At 59.2% G+C, this 21,132-nt stretch carries 22 protein-coding genes; 4 read left to right on the top strand and 18 right to left on the bottom strand.

Annotated elements, in window-relative coordinates:
* Positions 1 to 127 precede the first annotated feature (127 nt).
* Positions 128 to 1,276 (top strand): acyl-CoA dehydrogenase family protein, encoded by a 1,149-nt coding sequence (locus tag M5G26_RS09810; RefSeq protein WP_273915185.1) that lies wholly within the window; start codon positions 128 to 130, stop codon positions 1,274 to 1,276.
* A gap of 90 nt (positions 1,277 to 1,366) precedes the next feature.
* On the opposite strand, the gene M5G26_RS09805 is transcribed toward M5G26_RS09810, so the two are convergent.
* Complete coding sequence (locus M5G26_RS09805) at positions 1,367 to 1,915, bottom strand: adenine phosphoribosyltransferase (protein ID WP_007918333.1); 549 nt, start codon at positions 1,913 to 1,915, stop codon at positions 1,367 to 1,369.
* 78 nt (positions 1,916 to 1,993) lie between these two features.
* Complete coding sequence (fnr, locus tag M5G26_RS09800; protein ID WP_038365385.1) at positions 1,994 to 2,728, bottom strand: fumarate/nitrate reduction transcriptional regulator Fnr; 735 nt, start codon at positions 2,726 to 2,728, stop codon at positions 1,994 to 1,996.
* A 154-nt stretch (positions 2,729 to 2,882) separates the two neighbouring features.
* Between fnr and M5G26_RS09795 the strand changes: the two genes are divergently transcribed.
* Positions 2,883 to 3,365, top strand: a complete 483-nt coding sequence (locus M5G26_RS09795) for a hypothetical protein (RefSeq protein WP_273915184.1) — start codon at positions 2,883 to 2,885, stop codon at positions 3,363 to 3,365.
* On the opposite strand, the gene hemN is transcribed toward M5G26_RS09795, so the two are convergent.
* The 6 genes from hemN to ccoG form a co-directional block, all read right to left on the bottom strand.
* Positions 3,362 to 4,744 (bottom strand): oxygen-independent coproporphyrinogen III oxidase, encoded by a 1,383-nt coding sequence (hemN, locus tag M5G26_RS09790; RefSeq protein WP_273915183.1) that lies wholly within the window; start codon positions 4,742 to 4,744, stop codon positions 3,362 to 3,364. The two genes, M5G26_RS09795 and hemN, sit on opposite strands and share 4 nt — an antisense overlap.
* A gap of 171 nt (positions 4,745 to 4,915) precedes the next feature.
* Entirely contained in the window at positions 4,916 to 5,599 is a 684-nt protein-coding gene (locus M5G26_RS09785) for a sulfite exporter TauE/SafE family protein (protein WP_016984739.1), read from the bottom strand.
* Positions 5,592 to 5,804, bottom strand: coding sequence for a cbb3-type cytochrome oxidase assembly protein CcoS (gene ccoS, locus M5G26_RS09780; protein WP_273915182.1), 213 nt, complete (start codon positions 5,802 to 5,804; stop codon positions 5,592 to 5,594). The genes M5G26_RS09785 and ccoS overlap by 8 nt, the downstream gene beginning before the upstream one ends.
* Before the next feature lie 24 nt (positions 5,805 to 5,828).
* Complete coding sequence (locus tag M5G26_RS09775) at positions 5,829 to 8,279, bottom strand: heavy metal translocating P-type ATPase (RefSeq protein WP_273915181.1); 2,451 nt, start codon at positions 8,277 to 8,279, stop codon at positions 5,829 to 5,831.
* 298 nt (positions 8,280 to 8,577) lie between these two features.
* The gene (locus M5G26_RS09770; protein ID WP_016985336.1) at positions 8,578 to 9,117 is read right to left on the bottom strand and encodes a FixH family protein; all 540 of its coding nucleotides are present in this window, start codon (positions 9,115 to 9,117) and stop codon (positions 8,578 to 8,580) included.
* Positions 9,118 to 9,128: 11 nt separating this feature from the next.
* Positions 9,129 to 10,544: a cytochrome c oxidase accessory protein CcoG gene (gene ccoG / locus M5G26_RS09765; RefSeq protein ID WP_122597590.1), complete on the bottom strand. Its 1,416-nt coding sequence runs from the start codon at positions 10,542 to 10,544 to the stop codon at positions 9,129 to 9,131.
* Between the two features lie 509 nt (positions 10,545 to 11,053).
* On the opposite strand from ccoG, the gene M5G26_RS09760 reads away from it, so the two are divergent.
* The gene (locus tag M5G26_RS09760) at positions 11,054 to 12,058 is read left to right on the top strand and encodes a metallophosphoesterase family protein (protein WP_273915180.1); all 1,005 of its coding nucleotides are present in this window, start codon (positions 11,054 to 11,056) and stop codon (positions 12,056 to 12,058) included.
* Positions 12,059 to 12,098: 40 nt separating this feature from the next.
* On the opposite strand, the gene M5G26_RS09755 is transcribed toward M5G26_RS09760, so the two are convergent.
* From M5G26_RS09755 to ccoN (M5G26_RS09710), 10 genes are all read right to left on the bottom strand, one after another.
* A complete protein-coding gene (locus M5G26_RS09755) occupies positions 12,099 to 12,518 on the bottom strand; it encodes a type II toxin-antitoxin system VapC family toxin (RefSeq protein ID WP_150694867.1) in 420 nt (139 codons plus the stop codon).
* Positions 12,518 to 12,772 carry a type II toxin-antitoxin system Phd/YefM family antitoxin gene (locus M5G26_RS09750; protein ID WP_273915179.1) on the bottom strand — a complete coding sequence of 85 codons (255 nt, stop codon included), beginning with the start codon at positions 12,770 to 12,772 and terminating at the stop codon, positions 12,518 to 12,520. The genes M5G26_RS09755 and M5G26_RS09750 overlap by 1 nt, the downstream gene beginning before the upstream one ends.
* Before the next feature lie 520 nt (positions 12,773 to 13,292).
* Positions 13,293 to 14,276, bottom strand: coding sequence for a cytochrome-c oxidase, cbb3-type subunit III (gene ccoP / locus M5G26_RS09745; RefSeq protein WP_007917163.1), 984 nt, complete (start codon positions 14,274 to 14,276; stop codon positions 13,293 to 13,295).
* Positions 14,273 to 14,458, bottom strand: a complete 186-nt coding sequence (locus M5G26_RS09740; RefSeq protein WP_003175465.1) for a CcoQ/FixQ family Cbb3-type cytochrome c oxidase assembly chaperone — start codon at positions 14,456 to 14,458, stop codon at positions 14,273 to 14,275. The genes ccoP (M5G26_RS09745) and M5G26_RS09740 overlap by 4 nt, the downstream gene beginning before the upstream one ends.
* Positions 14,459 to 14,463: 5 nt before the next feature.
* Positions 14,464 to 15,072 carry a cytochrome-c oxidase, cbb3-type subunit II gene (gene ccoO, locus M5G26_RS09735; protein WP_007917161.1) on the bottom strand — a complete coding sequence of 203 codons (609 nt, stop codon included), beginning with the start codon at positions 15,070 to 15,072 and terminating at the stop codon, positions 14,464 to 14,466.
* The gene (gene ccoN / locus M5G26_RS09730) at positions 15,072 to 16,514 is read right to left on the bottom strand and encodes a cytochrome-c oxidase, cbb3-type subunit I (protein ID WP_034152833.1); all 1,443 of its coding nucleotides are present in this window, start codon (positions 16,512 to 16,514) and stop codon (positions 15,072 to 15,074) included. Before ccoN (M5G26_RS09730) ends, ccoO (M5G26_RS09735) begins: the two co-directional genes overlap by 1 nt.
* A gap of 482 nt (positions 16,515 to 16,996) precedes the next feature.
* Positions 16,997 to 17,950, bottom strand: coding sequence for a cytochrome-c oxidase, cbb3-type subunit III (gene ccoP, locus M5G26_RS09725; protein WP_273915177.1), 954 nt, complete (start codon positions 17,948 to 17,950; stop codon positions 16,997 to 16,999).
* Positions 17,947 to 18,144, bottom strand: a complete 198-nt coding sequence (locus M5G26_RS09720) for a cbb3-type cytochrome oxidase subunit 3 (RefSeq protein WP_038365514.1) — start codon at positions 18,142 to 18,144, stop codon at positions 17,947 to 17,949. The genes ccoP (M5G26_RS09725) and M5G26_RS09720 overlap by 4 nt, the downstream gene beginning before the upstream one ends.
* Positions 18,145 to 18,149: 5 nt before the next feature.
* On the bottom strand, positions 18,150 to 18,758 hold the full coding sequence (gene ccoO / locus M5G26_RS09715) for a cytochrome-c oxidase, cbb3-type subunit II (protein WP_003223389.1): 609 nt from the start codon (positions 18,756 to 18,758) through the stop codon (positions 18,150 to 18,152).
* Between the two features lie 10 nt (positions 18,759 to 18,768).
* Positions 18,769 to 20,193 (bottom strand): cytochrome-c oxidase, cbb3-type subunit I, encoded by a 1,425-nt coding sequence (gene ccoN / locus M5G26_RS09710; RefSeq protein WP_122597583.1) that lies wholly within the window; start codon positions 20,191 to 20,193, stop codon positions 18,769 to 18,771.
* A gap of 95 nt (positions 20,194 to 20,288) precedes the next feature.
* On the opposite strand from ccoN (M5G26_RS09710), the gene M5G26_RS09705 reads away from it, so the two are divergent.
* On the top strand, positions 20,289 to 20,969 hold the full coding sequence (locus M5G26_RS09705) for an alpha/beta family hydrolase (protein ID WP_273915175.1): 681 nt from the start codon (positions 20,289 to 20,291) through the stop codon (positions 20,967 to 20,969).
* Positions 20,970 to 21,132: the final 163 nt, after the last annotated feature.

Here is a 21,132-nt window from a genome sequence, read left to right as displayed (position 1 = left end):
CTCCTACATTGGAAATACGCGTTTCCCTGTAGGAGCTGCCGAAGGCTGCGATCTTTTGATCTTCTGCATCTTGTAAACCAAGCAAGCGCTCGGTTAAGTTCGGCGAACCCTTCCGTGGAGCTCGCCCATGCCTGCCTTTCAGGAATACTTCGACCCCAGCCACCAATTGGTCCGCGACAGCGTCAGACGTTTCGTCGAACGCGAGATCCTGCCGGACGTCGACGAATGGGAAGAAGCCGAAAGCTTCCCCCGCGAGCTGTACCTGAAGGCCGGCGCGGCAGGCATCCTTGGCATCGGTTACCCGGAAACGCTGGGAGGCAGCCATGAAGGCGATCTGTTCGCCAAGGTCGCCGCCAGTGAGGAGTTGATGCGTTGCGGCTCTGGCGGCCTGGTAGCGGGGCTGGGATCGCTGGATATCGGCCTGCCACCGATCGTCAAATGGGCGCGTCCCGAAGTTCGCGAGCGCGTCGTGCCGCAAGTGCTCAGCGGCGAAAAGATCAGCGCACTGGCGATCACCGAACCCGGCGGCGGCTCCGACGTCGCCAACCTGCAAACCCGCGCCGTGCGCGACGGCGATGTCTATCGTGTCAACGGCAGCAAAACCTTTATCACCAGTGGCGTGCGCGCCGATTTCTACACCGTTGCAGTGCGCACTGGTGCGCCGGGTTTCGGTGGCATCAGCCTGTTGTTGATCGAGAAGGGTACGCCGGGCTTCACCGTTGGCCGGCAGTTGAAGAAAATGGGCTGGTGGGCGTCGGACACGGCTGAATTGTTCTTCGACGACTGCCATGTACCTGTGGGCAATCTGATCGGCGCGGAGAACATGGGCTTCGCCTGCATCATGGGTAACTTTCAAAGCGAACGGCTGGCGTTGGCGTTGATGGCCAACATGACTTCACAGCTAGCGCTGGAAGAGAGTCTGAAATGGGCGCGCGAGCGTGAAGCGTTCGGCAAGCCGATCGGCAAGTTTCAGGTGATCAAGCATCGCCTCGCCGAAATGGCGACTGCGCTGGAGGTTTCACGGGAGTTCACTTACCGGCAAGCGGCGAAGATGGCGGCGGGGCAGAGCGTGATCAAAGAGATTTCGATGGCGAAGAACTTTGCCACGGACACTTCGGACCGGATTACCACGGAGGCGGTGCAGATTCTCGGTGGGTTGGGTTATATGCGCGAGAGTCTGGTGGAGCGGCTGTATCGGGATAACCGCGTTCTGTCGATTGGCGGCGGGACGCGGGAGGTGATGAACGAGATCATCAGCAAGCAGATGGGGCTTTAAAGGCAAAAGATCGCAGCCTTCGGCAGCTCCTACAGGGAAACGCACATTCCAATGTAGGAGCTGCCGAAGGCTGCGATCTTTTGATCTTGATTATTTATCGGTCAACGCAAACTGCGTCAGGCAGAAAGTAGGAATGCCCATGTCCTCAAGACGCTGCGAACCTTGCAGCTCCGGCAAATCAATAATTGCCGCCGCCTCATGCACCCGCGCGCCCATGCGGCGAATCAGGTTGGCCGCCGCAATCAGCGTGCCGCCCGTGGCGATCAAATCATCGAACATCACCACCGAATCGCCTTCGCACAGGCTGTCGGCGTGCACTTCCAGAAACGCTTCGCCGTACTCGGTCGCGTAACCTTCGGCCAATACGTCCGCTGGCAGTTTGCCTTGTTTGCGGAACAGCACCAGCGGCTTGTTCAACTGATACGCCAGCACCGAGCCGATCAGAAAGCCCCGGGCGTCCATCGCGCCGATGTGGGTGAAGTCGGCTTCGACGTAGCGGTGGGCGAAGCTGTCCATCACCAGGCGCAGGGCCGTTGGCGACTGGAACAGCGGGGTGATGTCGCGAAAGATCACACCCGGTTTCGGGAAGTCGATCACAGGGCGGATAAGCGATTTGATGTCGAAGGAGTCGAAGACCATCGTCGAGGTGTCCTGGCAGGGCTGCAAACGGCGCAGTATACCCGCGGCTGAAACGCTTCGCTCAACCGCGGATCGACATTAACCTTCTAGCGAGCCACCGGCCAGCGCGCAGAGCTGGATCGGGTCGAGGATATGAATCTCTTTGCCCTCGGCGGCGATCAGTTCGTTCTGCTGGAAGCGGGTGAACACGCGAGACACGGTTTCCACCGCCAGACCGAGGTAGTTGCCGATTTCATTGCGCGACATGCTCAGGCGGAACTGATTGGCCGAGAAGCCGCGCGCGCGGAAGCGTGCGGAAAGGTTGACGAGGAAGGTAGCGATGCGCTCGTCGGCGGTTTTCTTCGACAGCAGTAACATCATTTGCTGGTCGTCGCGGATTTCCCGGCTCATGACGCGCATCAACTGGCGGCGCAGCTGCGGCAGTTGCAGGGCCAGTTCATCAAGACGTTCAAAAGGGATTTCGCAGACCGAGGTGGTTTCCAGCGCCTGGGCGGAAACCGGGTGTTTCTCGGTGTCCATGCCGGACAGGCCGACCAGTTCGCTCGGCAGGTGGAAACCGGTGAGCTGTTCTTCGCCGCCGTCGCTCAGGCTGAAGGTCTTCAGGGCGCCGGAGCGAACTGCATAAACGGAATCGAACGTGTCGCCCTGACGGAACAGGAACTCGCCTTTTTTTAACGGGCGGCCGCGTTTAACGATTTCGTCCAGCGCATCCATGTCTTCCAGATTCAAAGAAAGTGGCAGGCAGAGAGGGGCCAGGCTGCAATCCTTGCAATGGGCCTGGTTGTGAGCGCGCAGTTTAACTGGCTCGGACATTTCTTAGATCCTTGTGGGAAAACACACATAAGCCGTAAGGGTAACCCACGGGAGGACATTCAGGCCAGTCTGGGGCGACTTTGCCCTACAGCCATAAAGCCACAAGGCCAGCAGCCGATAAACAGGTAACAAAGTGCATACAAGGAACGATTCGATGGCCGCCATTGGCACGCTGGGCCCCGGTAGCAGCGACGTTGTGGCAGTGCCGGACACGTTTAAAACTTCGTCTGGCAATTCACCCGCCCCAGGCTCGACCGAAGAGGCAACCCCGACCTTGGTCGAGGGCGTCAAAGTGTCGCTGTCCGGTGCATCGATCGAGAAAGCCGCCAGTGTCGGTGGCGAAAACAGTGACATCGAAGACAGTGGGTTGCCTGAGAACATCCAGCAATTGCTGAAGATGATCCGCAAACTGCAAAAACAGATCGCCGAGAAAAAGGCGCTTATCGAAGCGATCATGGCCGACAAGCGCCTTTCCAGCGAAGAAAAAATCATCAAGGTTGCCAGCCTGCGCGGCGCCATTGCCGCGTTGAACACCGGTCTGATCACGGCCAATCTTGCCCTGTCCAAAGTGGTCGGGCAGTCGGGCCTGACTGCGGATCAGAATATGAAAGTCGGTTCGCTGCTGGCGAAGAACTAGATCACCCGCGAGAAACGCTGGCGGTTCTGCTGCTCAAGGTAGGCATCAAACACCATGCATACCGAGCGCACCAGCAGACGCCCCGCCGGCAACACGGCGATCCGCTCGCGATCCAACTCAATCAGGCCATCGTTGGCCATGCCTTGCAGTTGCGGCCACAGCGCGCCGAAATAACCCTGAAAATCGATATTGAACTGCTGCTCGATCTCGGCGAATTCCAGGCTGAAATTGCAGATCAATTGCTGGATCACCGCTCGGCGCAAGCGATCATCGGCGTTGCACACCAGACCCCGGCTGGTCGCCAGTTGCGCGGCGGCGAGGGTGTTCTGATAGGCGTTGAGGTCGCTGCTGTTCTGGCAGTACAGGTCGCCGATCTGACTAATGGCCGACACCCCCAGACCAATCAAATCGCAATGGCCGTGGGTGGTGTAACCCTGGAAGTTGCGTTGCAGGGTCTGCTCTTCCTGGGCAATCGCCAGTTCATCGTCGGGCAGGGCGAAGTGATCCATGCCGATGTAACGATAGCCGGCGGCGGTGAGCTGTTCGATGGTGCGTTCGAGCATTTCCAGTTTCTGCGCGGGCGCCGGCAACTCATTGCCATTGATCCGCCGCTGCGGCATGAAACGCTCCGGCAGGTGCGCGTAGTTGAACACCGAGAGCCGGTCCGGTTGCAGGCTGATGACCTCTTCAACGGTGCGGGCGAAGTTTTCCGGGGTCTGCTTGGGCAAGCCGTAAATCAAGTCGATATTGATCGAGCGAAATTGCAGAGTGCGCGCGGCATCGATCACTGCGCGGGTTTCCTCCAGACTTTGCAGGCGATTGACCGCGCGCTGCACCGCCGGATCGAGGTCTTGCAGGCCGATGCTGACCCGGTTGAAACCCAGTTCGCGCAGCAGGCCCATGGTCGACCAGTCGGCTTCACGCGGGTCGATCTCGATGCCGTAATCGCCGGAGTCGTCATCCAGCAGATTGAAATGCTTGCGCAGGTGCGCCATCAACTGACGCAGTTCGTCGTGGCTGAGAAAGGTCGGCGTGCCGCCGCCGAAGTGCAGTTGCTCGACTTTTTGCGCGGGGTCGAGGTGGCAGGCGATCAACTGGATCTCCTGCTCCAGCCGCTGCAGATAGGGCTGAGCGCGGCCGCGATCCTTGGTGATGACCTTGTTGCAGGCGCAGTAGTAGCAAATGTTCGCGCAGAACGGCACATGCACGTACAGCGACAAGGGGCGCAGGGCTTTGCGGCTGTCGCGCAGGGCATGAAACAGGTCGAAGGTGCCGACCTGACTGTGAAATTGCACGGCCGTCGGATAGGAGGTGTAGCGCGGCCCCGCCAGGTCATAGCGGCGGATCAGATCAGAGTCCCAACGAATGGCGTCGAGCATGCGGGCATTCCCCCGGATAGGCTGGCAGTGTGAGCGAGTCTATCGGGGTGCGGCGATGGGGCTGTTGATTTGCATCAACAGCATAAGATCAAAAGATCGCAGCCTTCGGCAGCTCCTACAGGGAAACGCATTCCAAAGGTAGGAGCTGCCGAAGGCTGCGATCTTTTGATCTTAATGGCCCATGAGCCAATGTTGATGCGGCCCGGGCAATGTCCATATCCCGAACAGGATCACCAGCAATCCACCCGCCATACGCACGCTGCGTTTGCGCAAAATGGCGGTGACGCGTTCTGCCGCAAGGCCCGTGGCGAGCAATACCGGCCAGGTGCCTAGACCAAAAGCGAGCATCAACAACGCACTGTCCAGCGCATTGCCCTGACTCGCCGACCACAGCAACGTGCTGTAAACCAGCCCGCACGGCAGCCAGCCCCACAATGCGCCAAGCAGCAATGCGCGGGGCAAACTCGATACTGGCAACAAGCGATTGGCCACCGGCTGAATGTAACGCCACAGACCGCGCCCGAGGCTTTCAATGCGCGTCAGCCCGCTCCACCATCCGGCCAGATACAAACCCATGGCGATCAGCAACAACCCTGCCAGCACACGCATGAACAATGCGGCTGGGCTGTTCGCGACCGCCCAGCCTGCAAGGCCAATCAGCAATCCGGCGGTGGCATAACTGAGGATCCGTCCCAGGTTGTACGCCAGCAGCAAACGAAAGCGTCGACTGCGCTGTTCCTTGGGAATCGCCAGAGTCAGTGCGCCCATCAAGCCGCCGCACATGCCCAGGCAATGACCGCCACCGAGCAGGCCGAGGATCAATGCCGAGACCAGCAAGGGCGCCAGTTCAAGCATGGGGTGGGGCCTTGTCGTCCGGTTTGTTGGTGTTGGCTTCGTCCACGGCGGCGGTGTGGTTCGGATCCTGATCATCGAACAGGATGCTGTGCGCCGGGCCGTCGAGGTCGTCGTACTGACCGCTGTCCACTGCCCAGAAGAAGATGTAAACGGCGATGGCCACGATCAGCAGGGCGGCCGGGATCATCACGTAGAGAGCTGGCATCTGTACTCCAGGCGCCCGCGCGGCTCAGGCCGGCAGCGGGCGGGTTTGCGATCGGGTGCTGGCGGGCGCCTGACTCGGCAGGCGAGTCAGACGCAAGGCATTGAGCACCACGGTCAACGAACTGATCGACATGCCGACGGCGGCCCACACCGGAGTGATCCAGCCGAGGGCGGCGAACGGCAACATGAGGCCATTGTACAGCGCCGCCCACAGCAGGTTCTCGATGATGACCCGACGGGTGCGCCGCGCGAGGCTGAAGGCTTGGACCAACGCGTCGAGGCGGTTCGACAATAGCACCGCATCGGCGCTGGTTTTCGCCAGATCGGTGGCCGAACCCATGGCCACGCTGATGTCGGCCGCCGCGAGCACCGGCACATCGTTGACGCCGTCGCCGAGCATCAGCACTTTGCGACCTTCCTTGTGCAGTTGTTGCAAGACTTGCAGTTTGTCGTCCGGACGCAAACCGCCGCGAGCTTCATCGATGCCCAGTTCCGCCGCCACACTGGCGACCATCGGCGAGCTGTCGCCGGACAACAACAGCGTACGCCAGCCACGAGCCTTGCACGCAGCGAGCAAGGCTGGTGCGTCGTCACGCAGGCGATCGTCGAGGACGAACCACGCCAGTGGCCCTTGAGTGTCGCCGAGCAGCAACCATTGGCCGGCCTCGTCCGGCATCGACGGTGTTGCAGCGCCGCTGAGGGCGCAGACAAATTCCGCCTGGCCGATGCGCAAACGCTGCCCACCCACCAAGCCTTCAAGGCCAAGCCCCGGCGTGCTGTGGACCTCTTCAGCGGCCAGCGGGGCACGGCCGAAAGCGCGGGCAATCGGGTGTTCCGAACGGTTTTCCAGCGCGGCGGCGAGGCTCAGGCATTCATCGCTGTCGCGCGCGCCGAGTGGACGAATCGAGCGCAGCACCAGTCGGCCTTCGGTGAGGGTGCCGGTCTTGTCGAAGATCACTGTGTCGATCTGATTCAAACCTTCCAGCACATGGCCGCGCGTCAGCAGCAAACCGAGTTTGTGCAGGGTGCCGGTGGCGGCGGTGAGGGCGGTCGGCGTTGCCAGCGACAGCGCGCACGGGCAGGTGGCAACCAGCATGGCGAGGACAATCCAGAATGCTCGCGACGAATCCAGCTCCCACCAGAGCAGGCCGATGGCGGCCGCCGCGATCAGCGATAACAGCAAAAACCATTGCGCGGCACGGTCGGCGATTTCTGCCAGTCGCGGTTTTTCTGCCTGGGCGCGGTCGAGCAAGCGAACGATGGCGGACAGGCGCGTGTCTTGTCCCAGCGCCTGAACTTCCACGGTCAGCGCGCCTTCAACATTGAGCGTGCCGGCGGTGACCGAATCGCCCGGCATGCGCGGTTGCGGCAGGTATTCACCGGTGAGCAGCGATTCGTCGATGCTCGACTGGCCGTCGATGATTTTGCCATCCGCCGGCAGAATCGAGCCGGCCTGCACCAGAATCCGCTCGCCGAGACGCAGCTCGCTGAGCAGGATGCGTTCGCTCTGGCCGGCTGCATCAAGACGCAGGCAAGAGGCAGGCAACAGATTGACCAATTGCGCGGTGGCGGCGGCCGTGCGTTCGCGGGCACGACGTTCGAGATAGCGGCCGGCGAGCAGGAACAACGCAAACATCCCGACCGCATCGAAATACAGCTCGCCAACGCCGGTGATCGAGGTCCAGATCCCGGCAATGTAGGCACTGCCGATCGCCAGCGACACCGAAACATCCATGGTCAGGTGGCGCGTGCGCAGATCGCGCATGGCGCCTTTGAAGAACGGCGCGCAGCTGTAGAACACGATCGGTGTGGTCAGGAACAGGGCGACCCAGCGCAGAATCGTATGCAGCTCGGGGCTGAGGTCGATGTTGAATTCCGGCCAGGTGGCCATCGTCGCCATCATTGCCTGAAACCACAGCAGGCCGGCGACGCCGAGCTGGCGCAAAGCGAGGCGGTTTTCGCTGGCCAGCTGTTCGCTGGCGCGATCGGCCTGATACGGGTGGGCGGCGTAGCCGATGTGGCGCAGTTCGGCGAGCACTTGGCTCAGCGGCAATTGCGCATCGGCCCAGCGTACGTGCAAACGATGGTTGGACAGGTTCAGCCGCGCCTCGGCCACGGCAGGCAGCGTGCGCAGGTGTTTTTCGATCAGCCAGCCACACGCGGCGCAACTGATGCCTTCCATCAACAGGGTGGTTTCGGCCAGTTCGCCTTCGTGGCGGACGAAGGGTTGCTGGACATCGGCGCGGTCGTACAGCGCCAGTTCGTCGGTCAGTTGCACCGGCAATGCTTCGGGGTTGGCCGAGGCTTCGCTGCGGTGTTGGTAGTAGCTTTCCAGACCTCCGGCGACGATGGCTTCGGCCACGGCCTGACAGCCCGGGCAGCAGAACTCGCGGGACTCCCCGAGTACGACAGCGGTGAAGCGGCTGCCGGACGGGACGGGCAGGGCGCAGTGGTAGCAGGGCAGTGGGGTGGTCATGGCATCGTTGAGGGGGTAAGCCCTTGCATTGGGGTTGTCCGCTTGCCCTCACCCCAGCCCTCTCCCGGAGGGAGAGGGAGCCGATCGGTGTGAGCCTGGATTTTCACTGTCATACACAAAACGTGCAAACGCTCGAGATCAGCCCCCTCTCCCGGAGGGAGAAAGAGCCGATCGGTGTGAGCCTGAAAACAGGCTCAGTCGCCTGGATTTTCACTGTCATACACAAAACGTGCAAACGCTCGAGATCAGTTCCCTCTCCTGGGGGAGAGGGCTAGGGTGAGGGGGCTTTTGAAGTTGTTTACTTCTTCAAGTCTTCGGCACCTTGCAGCGGTTCATCACCCAGCAGCAGATCCTTGTCATGGCTGACCAGTTCTTCTTCGAACATGCGCCACACATGGTCATCCTGACTGCCGAGCAATTCAACAAACCGGCGACCTTCAACCTTGTCACCCAATTGCCCAATGTAGCGGCCCGTTTCAGTCTCGCTGCGAGTCAGGACGATCTTGCGATCCTTCTCCGGCTGCGTCGGCGAGATCAAATTCAATTCCAGCGTCTTCGGTTGGCTGTCACCGCTCAAGCGCAGATCGACCTCGCCAGTGACGCCATCAAGATGCACAGCCGCGCGCATCTTCAGATTCTGCGCCAACAACTCACGGTCCAGCGAACGGTTGATGCCTTTACCGGCCTCGTAGTAGTTGTCGTTGACCAGGTTGTCCGGGTTGTTCACCGCGATGGTCACCATGGACAGGGTCAGGGTCACCGAACAGGCCAGAATCCCGATGATGATCCATGGCCAAAGGTGCTTGTACCAGGGACTTGCGGCGTTTGCTGCGGGCATGTTCAGTTCTCTCAACGGATTTGTGGGCCGATGAATCGGCTCTTGGCTTCAACGTGGACGCTGTCGTCATCGGCATCCTTGAGGAGGAATTTCACCTCGTTGGTGCTCGATGGCAGTTGTTCCGGTGCGCTCGACAACTCGACCGGCATGCTGACGATATCGCCTGCCGCGACCTTGATCTCGCGTTTGCCTTGCAGGCGCAGGTCCGGCAAACCGCTGGCTTCCAGCACGTAGGTGTGGTCGCGCTGATCCTTGTTCATGATCTTCAGGCTGTAGACGTTTTCGATCCGGCCTTCGGCGTTCTCGCGGTACAGCACGCGGTCCTTGCTGACGTCGAAACCGACCAGCGAGCGCATGAAAAATGCGGTGACCAGCAGGCTGATCATCGCCAGCAACACCACGGCGTAGCCGATCAGGCGTGGCCGCAGTTTATGGGTTTTCTGCCCGGACAGGTTGTGTTCGGTGGTGTAGCTGATCAGTCCGCGCGGGTAGTCCATTTTGTCCATGATGCTGTCGCAGGCGTCGATGCACGCGGCGCAGCCGATGCACTCGATTTGCAGGCCGTCGCGGATGTCGATGCCGGTCGGGCAGACCTGAACGCACATCGTGCAATCGATGCAATCGCCCAGGCCCTGAGCCTTGTAATCGATACCTTTCTTGCGCGGGCCACGGCTTTCACCGCGACGCGGGTCGTAGGAAACAATCAGCGTGTCCTTGTCGAACATCACGCTCTGGAATCGTGCATAAGGACACATGTAGATGCACACCTGCTCGCGCAACCAACCGGCGTTACCGTAAGTGGCGAGGGTGAAGAAACCGACCCAGAAATACGACCAGCCATCGGCCTGGCCGGTGAAGAACTCGAAGACCAGTTCGCGAATCGGCGAGAAGTAGCCGACGAAGGTCATGCCAGTGACGAAACCAATCAACAGCCACAGCGCGTGCTTGGCGGCTTTACGCAGAAACTTGTTGCCGCTCATCGGCGCCTTGTCGAGCTTGATGCGCTGGTTGCGGTCGCCCTCAGTGACCTTCTCGCACCACATGAAAATCCACGTCCACACGCTTTGCGGGCAGGTGTAACCGCACCAGACGCGCCCGGCATACACAGTGATGAAGAACAGGCCGAAGGCGGCAATGATCAACAGGCCTGACAGCAGAATGAAATCCTGTGGCCAGAAGGTCGCGCCGAAAATGAAGAACTTGCGCTCCGGCAGGTTCCACCACACAGCTTGGTGGCCGCCCCAGTTCAGCCATACCGTTCCGAAATACAGCAGGAACAATGCCGCGCCGCCCATCATCCGCAGATTGCGGAACAGGCCGGTAAAAGCGCGGGTGTAGATTTTTTCTCGTGAGGCGTAAAGATCAACGCTGTTGTTCGCGTTTTTGCTCGGTGGTGTGACGTCGTGTACCGGAATCTGGTTGCTCATCATTGCATCCCACGGCAGTGGAAAAATGCCTCGGTCGATACGTGCCGACCGCGGTCAGAAAGGGCGTTGCAGTGGCGCAATGATACGCCTGTCGCTCTAGATCAAGGGTGCGACCTTTGGTCGCGTTGGGTAAAAATCGTTAATGGTGTAGCGAATGCAGCAAAGCATGATGCAGGTCAATTGACTTGTTGAGTATGGACGCTTTTGGCGTGGCGGCTAATCCATTGCATCAGGGGATGATCGTTTCGATGCCATTGCCATCGCAAGCTTAAAAAAATCAACCGACTTGAGGGGGCAGGGACGGTGCGATCTTCAGGTTTCAATTGCAGTAGTTGCCGCATGAGTGTTTAAAACTGAACTTCAAACGTGCCGCAGGTTCACTGCGACTGAAATATATCTACTTGATTGTTCTTGGTTTGCGCTTTGAGGTTTTCTGTTTTTTCGAATAAGTTCTGTTTTCGTGAAATGTTATTCGCGTGCAATTGATTAATTTAAATGGAATTTCAAGAATGGCTTTTAATAAGTTGGCAGGTGTTGTGCTGAGTGTTTGTTTGTTGACTTCGGTCTCTTCCGCTCAGGCTGTAACGGGCATCCCGAAACACATGGTTTTTGCGTCAGATACGCAATACCCGTGGACAGACAAGACAGATAGCCGGGAACCCGAATCCGATTCGGAATTCGATATTCGCTCGAAGTGGCTGGTTGATACTCAGCTTGAAAGTATTGCCGATTTCAGAAATCAGCATGGCTCACAAGCCCAGGTGCCAGTGATGATCAACGGCGATATAACCGCTTTTGGCCATGGGTGGCAGCGGTCGTTCATGAAGGATTTACTGGATAAGCACTTCAAGGGTGATTATCTCTACGGCTTGGGTAATCACGATTATGAAAACAATGTTGATGATTGTTTTAGTAATAGCTGTGCGGCGGGAAGTATCGTCGAGTTTAAAGAACATCATGAAGGCAAAGTCGACAGCTTTGATCTGAAAATCACCAGTGGTTTTTTGAGTAAAACCTATTCGGGCAGTCTCGCCTATTCAAAAAATATCGGTGAAGTGCATATGGTTCAACTCAATAACGAACCGACTTACACTACCCGGATTTCTCACCCGCTGAACCCGACGACGTTTGAAATCAACGATGCACTGGACTGGCTCGAAACGGACCTCAGACTGGCGCGAGCCTCGGGTTATGCCATCATCATCAATATGCACAAACCTTTGAAACACAAAGGTACCCGGGCGCAACAAAAACGTTTCTACGACATGATCAACAAGTATCAAGTCACGGCAATTTTTGCCGGTCATTTGCATACCGAAGGAGGTGACATGTATTGGGAGGGGAGCGTGCCGATGTATCTGAGTGGCAGTACGTCTCAGCAAACGTATCTGATTGCGAGCTTCACCGAGGATCGCAAGCGGCTGGAAATTTCCTTGGTGGAGAACAACCAGTGGCAGAACCGTAAGCTGATCGATACAGCGACGGTGCATTCAATCTTTGCCAGACGCCCATGAAAAAAGCCCCTGCCCGTGATCTGGCGGGGGCTTTTTACCATCAGTTATTGGCAGCGAGCCATGGGTTGATCAGATGAACGCCGCTGAGTTGAAAATCCGCAACGTTACGGGTGACCAGGGTCAGGCCATGTACAAGTGCGGTGGCGGCGATCAAGGCGTCGCATTCATTGCTGCGATCAGGGACGTGCAACTGAGCGCATCGAGTGGCGACGACGGTATCGACCGAGAGGATCCTTCCCGAGAATGCTGGTTTGACGTGACGCTCGAGCCAATGACGCAGCATCCCTCCTTGCGGTGGGTCGCGGCGTTCAATGCGCAAAATTCCGGTTTCCAACTCCAGTATGGTGATTGCAGACAGGTACAGGCTGGCCGGGACGACGCTGTTTGCCCATGTCACCACTTGCGGGTCGGCTTGGGGTTTTCGCAGTTCGGAAACCACATTGGTATCAAGTAGAAACATCAAGACAGATCCACGCTACGAGGGGAGATGACGGCGCGCTCGGGTTCGAATTCGATGTCAGGCGCATTCGGCATGACCAGAAGATCGACGATGCTGGTCTGGCTACCGGTCAGTTTCTGGTACTCCTCGATGCTCAGCAGCACATGGGCAGGCTTGCCACGATCGGTAATGACGACCGGACCCTGATGCGTGGCTTTTTTGGCAGCACTGGTGTCCTGGTTGAATTCGCGGCTGGAAATGGTCGTGATGGCCATGATTTTCGGCCTCCAGTGATTCGAGTGTAGAAACGTTACTACCTGGGAGTTTGCGCGGCAATCGAAAAGGTGGATTGCGGACGATCGGTTTATCACTGTCATAACGGCACCGGCGAAAGCGCCCCTGCCAAACGGCAGAGGCGCAGGGTATTGGGCAAATGTTCGCTGTGTTTTGCTGCCCCGTGTCAGGGCAATCGCCCGCCGCCGAGACCGTCCAGACCGCCTCCGTTGCCTGGATGGCTCACGGTGTCGGGCGATGCTGAGCGTGCGGGCGCCTCAGGCGTTTTTACCGGCGTCACTTGGTGATCAGGGCGGGGCTGCAAACGTTTTGGCAGTGTGTTTTCGTCATTTTTTGACATGTAGGCTTCATCCTTGAAGGTTGACCCGATGCTGCTCATCGGGGTGGGAAAAACCTACAGGGGACTCCTGTTCAGGTCTATTGAGCAAACGTTTCAAGGCATGAAAAAAAAGGCCCCGCCAATCAACATTGGCGGAGCCTTTTTTGTTTCAAGCGTTGGCCTTATTCGGCGTTCGCCTCCGGTGCTTTTTCACCGTGGGACAGGCTGTAAACATACGCCGCCAGCAGGTGCACCTTGTCGTTGCCTTGCAATTGTTCCTGCGCCGGCATCTGGCCCTGACGGCCGTAACGGATGGTCTGCTGCAGCTGCGCGAAGCTCGAACCGTAGATGAACGCACCCGGGTGGGTCAGGTCAGGCGCGCCCATGGCGGGTGTGCCCTTGCCGGCCGGTCCGTGGCAGGCCACGCAGTTGGCGGCGAACAGTTTGCCACCGTTGGCCGGATCAGCCTTGGTGCCTTCCGGCAGTTTGCGCCCATCCAGGTTGGTCACGACAAACGCTGCCACGTCGGCAACGCCTTGCTCACCGATGACTTCAGCCCAGGCCGGCATCACTGCGTGACGACCGCCCATGATGGTGGTCTTGATGGTTTCCGGCTCGCCGCCCCAGCGCCAGTCGGCGTCGGTCAGGTTAGGGAAACCGTAGGCGCCCTTGGCGTCGGAACCGTGGCACACCGAGCAGTTGGAGGCGAACAGACGGCCACCCATTTTCAGTGCTTGCGGATCCTTGGCCACTTCTTCGATCGGCATGGCGGCAAACTTGGCGAAGATCGGACCGAATTTGGCGTCCGAGCGAGCCATTTCCTTTTCCCACTCGTGCACGCCGGTCCAGCCGGTCTGGCCGTTGGCGAACGCGGTCTGCTTGTCGTTGTCAAGGTAGTTGTAGCCCGGCAGCAGGCCTTTCCAGTTGCCCAGACCCGGGTATAGCACCAGGTAACCCAGGGCAAAAATGATGGTGCCGACAAACAGCATGAACCACCATTTCGGCAGTGGGTTGTCGTACTCCTCGATCCCGTCGAAGGAGTGCCCGACCGTCTCGTCCGTCTGTTCGCTGCGCTGGCCCTTGCGGGTCGACAGCAGCAGCCAGGTCAGCGCGAAGATCGTACCGAGACTGAGGACTGTGACGTACAGACTCCAGAATGTAGTCATTCTTTGTTACTCCTAGAAGCTTGCTCGACGTGCTTGATGGCTTCGGGATCATCCGCAAAAGGCAACAAGGTCGCGTCTTCAAACTCCGACTTGCGCTTGGGGCTGAACACCCACAGCGCCAGACCGATGAAGGCCACCATCACAACAACGGTGCCCAGGCCACGAATCATCCCGATATCCATCCAGATCACCGTTTGCTTTTGATGATGGTGCCCAGGCCTTGCAGATAGGCCACCAGCGCGTCCATTTCGGTTTTGCCCTTCACGGCATCCTGAGCACCGGCGATGTCTTCGTCGGTGTAAGGGACGCCGAGGGTGCGCAAAACCTCCATTTTCTTGGCGGTTTCCTTGCCGTCGAGCTTGTTTTCCACGAGGAACGGGTAAGCCGGCATTTTCGACTCAGGCACCACGTTGCGCGGGTTGTACAAGTGCGCACGTTGCCAGTCATCGGAGTAACGACCACCGACGCGAGCCAGATCCGGACCGGTACGTTTGGAACCCCACAGGAACGGGTGATCCCAGACGCTTTCACCGGCGACCGAGTAGTGGCCATAGCGTTCGGTTTCGGCGCGGAACGGTCGGATCATCTGCGAGTGGCAGCCGACACAGCCGTTGGCGATGTAAACGTCGCGGCCTTCCAGTTCCAGTGCCGAACGCGGCTTCATGCCTTCGACCGGCTTGTTGGTGACGTCCTGGAAAAACAGCGGAACGATTTGGGTCAGGCCGCCAACGCTGACGGCGATGACCATGAAGAAGGCCAGCAGGCCAATATTCTTCTCGACAGCTTCATGCTTCATCAGTGAGCTCCAACGACAGCGATCTGGGCAGCGGCTTCAGCTTCAACCGGGTTCGAGGCGCGCACGGTGCGCCACACGTTGTAAGCCATCAGGAACATGCCGCTGGCGAAGAATGCACCGCCCAGCGCACGGACGATGTAGCCCGGGTGGCTGGCTTGCAGCGCTTCAACGAACGAGTAGGTGAGGGTGCCGTCGTCGTTGATTGCACGCCACATCAGGCCCTGAGTGATGCCGTTGACCCACATCGACGCGATGTACAGCACGGTGCCGATGGTCGCGAGCCAGAAGTGCGCGTTGATCAGGCCAACGCTGTGCATCTGCGCACGGCCGAACAGACGCGGGATCATGTGGTAGATCGCGCCGATCGAGATCATTGCCACCCAGCCGAGAGCGCCGGCGTGTACGTGGCCGATGGTCCAGTCGGTGTAGTGCGAGAGCGAGTTGACGGTCTTGATCGCCATCATCGGACCTTCGAAGGTCGACATGCCGTAGAACGCCAGCGAGACCACGAGGAAACGCAGGATCGGGTCGGTGCGCAGCTTATGCCAGGCGCCCGACAGGGTCATCATGCCGTTGATCATGCCGCCCCAGCTTGGCGCCAGGAGGATGATCGACATCGCCATGCCCAGCGATTGTGCCCAATCCGGCAGGGCGGTGTAGTGCAGGTGGTGCGGGCCGGCCCAGATGTACAGGGTGATCAGTGCCCAGAAGTGCACGATCGACAGGCGATAGGAGTAGATCGGACGCTCGGCCTGTTTCGGCACGAAGTAATACATCATCCCGAGGAACCCGGTGGTCAGGAAGAAGCCCACCGCGTTGTGGCCGTACCACCACTGGATCATCGCATCGGTCGCGCCCGAGTAGGCGGAGTAGGACTTGAACAGGTTCACCGGCAGCGACATGTGGTTGACGATGTGCAGCATCGCCGTGACGACGATGAACGCACCGTAGAACCAGTTACCCACGTAGATGTGCTTGGTTTTGCGCTTGGTGATGGTGCCGAAGAACACCAGACCGTAGGTGACCCAGACAATGGCCAGCAAAATGGCGATCGGCCATTCCAGTTCCGCGTATTCCTTGGTGGTGGTGTAACCCAGCGGCAAGGTAATGATCGCGCCAACGATGACCGCTTGCCAGCCCCAGAAGGTGAAGGCCGCGAGGCTGTCGGAGATCAGTCGCGTCTGGCAGGTTCGCTGCACGACATAGTAGGAAGTGGCAAATAGTGCACAACCACCGAAGGCGAAAATCACCAGGTTTGTGTGCAACGGGCGCAGGCGTCCAAAGCTCGTCCACGGCAGACCGAAGTTCAATTCCGGCCAGACCAGTTGCGAGGCGATGAAGACACCGAGCCCCATGCCAAGGATCCCCCAGACCACCGTCATGATGGCGAACTGGCGGACTACCTTATAGTTATAAGCAGTCGGACTGATTGCTGTGCTCATTCTAAGGTTCCACGGTTTGGGTATTTTATTAGGATTAAAATCGGCCGCAAGTATGCAGAGAGCAGGGGGTCATTGCAACGCGCCATGACCTGGGTCAATGCTTTCCAACGCTGATTCTGCGGCCTTTCCATGCGCCGCGTAAGGACAAAATCGGCCTCGGACAAAATGTCGCAGCGAACGAAAAAAGCGAGGGGTTCAGGTCACTTGTAACGAGGTATGTTCGAACGGCCAGTTCGGCTGATGAATGGCAATCGGCGCGACAGCCGGTATCTACCGGCCTTTGCGGCGAGTCTGTCAGCCAATTCATCGAACACATCGCTCGGGGGTCGACCTGGAACCGGCACGGGCCAGTCCGCATCGAGCAAGCGTAGACCCGAATCCGGGGAACCGAAAGGTGAGGGTGTGAAGGGGTGCGACAATGCGTCGCAAAGGGGCAGGATGCTGCCGCACCGAGAAAGGTGCGGCAGAGGTGTACGCAATGATTACTTTTTGTTGTCTTCAGTAATCAGTTTTTCTGTATGCAATCCGTGCGACAGACTGTACACATAAGCGGCGAGCAATTGCACTTTGTCGTTGCCCAACAGCTCGTTCTGCGCCGGCATATGACCCTGACGACCATGACGAATGGTCTGTTCCAGTTGCGTCAGGCTGGTGCCGTAGATAAACCCGGCCGGGTGCGTCAGATTCGGCGCACCCATGGCTTCAGTGCCGTGGCCGGTTGCCCCATGACAGGCTACGCACGTGGTGCTGAACGCCTGCTGTCCGGCTTGCAGGTCGGCCTTGCTGTCGGCGGGCAATGGCAGACCGGCCAGCTCGTGACGCACATACGCGGCAACGTTCTTCACCCCGGCCTCGCCGAGCACTTCGCCCCAGGCTGGCATCGCCGCCATCCGGCCACCCATGATGGTGGTCTTGATGGTGTCGGCGTCACCGCCCCAGCGCCAGTCGCTGTCAGCGAGGTTAGGGAAACCGAACGCACCTTTGGCGTCAGAACCGTGGCACACCGAGCAGTTGGAGGCGAACAAGCGGCCACCCATTTTCAGCGCCTGCGGATCCTTCGCCACTTCTTCCACCGGCATGGCGGCGAACTTGGCGAAGATCGGGCCGAACTTGGCATCAGCCTTGTTCATTTCCTTTTCCCACTCGTGCACACCGGTCCAGCCATCCTCGTAACCCGGCAGGATGCCTTTCCAGTTGCCCAGGCCCGGATAGAGGATCAGATAACCCACGGAAAACACCAGCGTGCCGGCGAACAGCATGAACCACCACTGCGGCAGCGGGTTGTCGTACTCCTCGATGCCGTCGAAGCTGTGGCCCATGGTCTGGTCGACGCTGCCCTTGGTTTCGCCCCGGCGGGTGCCGATCAGCAGCCACGTCAGGCCGATCAGGCTGCCGATGGTCAGTACGCAGATCCACGTACTCCAGAAGGTGGTCATGGCCGGGTACTCCTTGTTTCAGGTGCTTGGGTAGTGTCGGGTTGCGGTTCATCGGCGAACGGCAGCAGACGTGCTTCGGCAAACTCCGGGGTGCGCTTGCGGTTGAATACCCAAAGCGTTAAACCGACGAAGGCGACGAACACCACGACCGTGCCGAGGCCGCGAATCAGGCCTGCACTCATTTCAATGATCATCGTGCTCACCTCTTGCTCTTGATCGCAGTGCCGAGCACTTGCAGGTAAGAAACGAGGGCGTCCATTTCGGTCTTGCCCTTGAGGCTGGCCACCGCGCCGCTGATGTCGTCGTCGGTATACGGCACGCCGAGGGTGCGCATGGTCTTGAGCTTGGTTTCGGTGTGGCTGCTGTCGACCGCTTGCGTAACCAGCCACGGGTAGGCCGGCATTTTCGATTCCGGTACGACGTTGCGCGGGTTGTACAAGTGCGCGCGGTGCCAGTCATCCGAGTAACGCGCGCCGACCCGGGCCAGATCCGGACCGGTACGTTTCGACCCCCACAGGAACGGGTGATCCCAAACGCTTTCGCCCGCAACCGAGTAGTGGCCGTAGCGCTCGGTTTCGGCGCGGAACGGGCGGATCATCTGCGAGTGGCAACCGACGCAGCCTTCGCGGATGTAGATGTCGCGGCCTTCCAGTTGCAGCGCGGTGTAGGGCTTCATGCCTTCCACCGGTTTGTTGGTGACGTCCTGGAAGAACAGCGGGACGATCTGGGTCAGGCCGCCGATGCTCACGGCGAACACCATGAGCAACATCAACAGGCCGACGTTCTTTTCAATCGTTTCGTGTTTCATGGCGGACTCCTCAGGCCATCTGCGCGGCAGCGACGACGTCAGCAGGCTGCGAGGCCCGCACGGTGCGCCAGGTGTTGTAAGCCATCAGGAACATGCCGCTGAGGAAGATCGCCCCACCAATCAGCCGCACGATGAAGCCTGGGTGGCTGGCCACCAGGGTTTCGACGAAGGAGTAGGTCAGCGTGCCGTCCTCGTTCACCGCGCGCCACATCAGGCCCTGGGCGATGCCGTTGACCCACATCGAAGCGATGTAGAGCACGGTGCCGATGGTCGCGAGCCAGAAGTGCGCGTTGATCAAGCCGACGCTGTGCATCTGCGCCTTGCCGAAGATTTTCGGGATCATGTGGTACAGCGCGCCGATGGAAATCATCGCCACCCAGCCGAGGGCGCCGGCGTGTACGTGGCCGATGGTCCAGTCGGTGTAGTGGGAGAGGGCGTTGACGGTTTTGATCGCCATCATCGGACCTTCGAAGGTCGACATGCCGTAGAACGCCAGCGAGACCACGAGGAAGCGCAGGATCGGGTCGCTGCGCAACTTATGCCAGGCGCCCGAGAGGGTCATCATGCCGTTGATCATGCCGCCCCAGCTCGGTGCCAGCAGGATCAGCGACATCACCATGCCCAGCGACTGCGCCCAGTCCGGCAGCGCGGTGTAGTGCAAGTGGTGCGGGCCGGCCCAGATGTACAGGGTGATCAGCGCCCAGAAGTGCACGATCGACAGACGATACGAATACACCGGACGCTCGGCCTGTTTCGGCACGAAGTAGTACATCATCCCGAGGAAACCGGCGGTGAGGAAAAAGCCTACGGCGTTGTGGCCGTACCACCATTGCACCATCGCGTCGGTTGCACCGGCGTACACCGAGTACGACTTGGTGAAACTCACCGGCAACTCAAGGTTGTTGACGATGTGCAGAATCGCCACAGTGATGATGAACGCGCCGAAGAACCAGTTGCCCACATAAATGTGTTTGGTCTTGCGCTGCATGATCGTGCCGAAGAACACGATCGCGTAGGCGACCCAGACGATGGTGATCAGGATGTCGATCGGCCATTCCAGCTCGGCGTATTCCTTGGAGCTGGTGTAACCCAGTGGCAGGCTGATCGCCGCCAGCAGGATCACCAGTTGCCAGCCCCAGAAGCAGAACGCGGCGATTTTCGGCGCAAACAGCTGAGTCTGGCAGGTGCGTTGCACCGAGTAGAACGAACTGGCGAACAGCGCACAGCCACCGAACGCGAAGATCACCGCGTTGGTGTGCAGCGGGCGCAGACGGCCGAAACTGGTCCAGGGCAAATTGAAGTTGAGTTCGGGCCAGACCAATTGGGCCGCGAGAAAAACCCCGAGGCCCATGCCGACGATGCCCCACACCACCGTCATAATGGCGAATTGGCGGACCACCTTGTAGTTGTAGGCGGTACTGATAGAAGTGTTCATGGTTCCCCATCCACGGTTCAGCCGAAGTGAGCGCGCGCAAGACACGCGGCGAATCCTTCGTCTGGAGTTATAGGCAGACTAAAAGCGAGGCAAGCATGGACAAACAGCACAAGGCCAGTATTGACGGGGATCAATGGGCGCAGTGCGTGCGTGATCATGGGTGGCTTTGGGATGGCGCTGAGGGTAAGGCGTTTGCGACCTTGATCCTCGCCCACGGTGCGGGGGCGCCGATGGATAGCGAGTGGATGACAGATATGGCTGGGCGCCTCGCTGCACTGGGCGTGAACGTGTTGCGGTTTGAGTTTCCTTATATGGCGCAGCGGCGGGTGGATGGGGTGAAGCGGCCGCCGAATCCTGCGGGGAAATTGCAGGAATGTTGGCGTGAGGTGTATGGCGAAGTGCGACGTCATGTCGCTGGGGTTTTGGCCGTTGGCGGGAAGTCCATGGGTGGGCGGATGGCGAGTCTATTGGCTGACGAATTGGGTGCCGATGCGTTGGTGTGTTTGGGGTATCCGTTTTATGCAGTGGGGAAGCCGGAGAAGCCGCGGGTTGAGCATTTGGCTGGTTTGAAGACGCGGACGTTGATTGTGCAGGGGGAGCGGGATGCGCTGGGCAATCGGGAGGCGGTTGAGGCGTATACGTTATCGCCGAGTATCAAGGTTTTTTGGCTGGTGGCCGGGGATCATGATTTGAAACCGCTCAAGGCTTCAGGTTTTACCCATGAACAGCATTTGGCCAGTGCTGCGCAGAAAGTAGCCGAGTTTCTCAGCAACTGACCGAGCCGGGCTGAGATTTTGAACTGTATGAAGATCGGCTCCCTTCCCCCTCGCCCCCTTGGGGGCGGTCCGACGTTTCGGGAGGGCTGGGGTGAGGGGGATCGATTTCAGCAACGACATATTTTTTGGGTACATATCCATTCCTGCGGTAACGGCCACTTAG

It is taken from the genome of Pseudomonas sp. TNT2022 ID642, from assembly GCF_028656995.1.
In the GTDB taxonomy this organism is placed as follows: domain Bacteria; phylum Pseudomonadota; class Gammaproteobacteria; order Pseudomonadales; family Pseudomonadaceae; genus Aquipseudomonas.
Note: the sequence above shows the minus strand (reverse complement) of the source record. Positions and strands in the feature narration are given on the sequence as shown.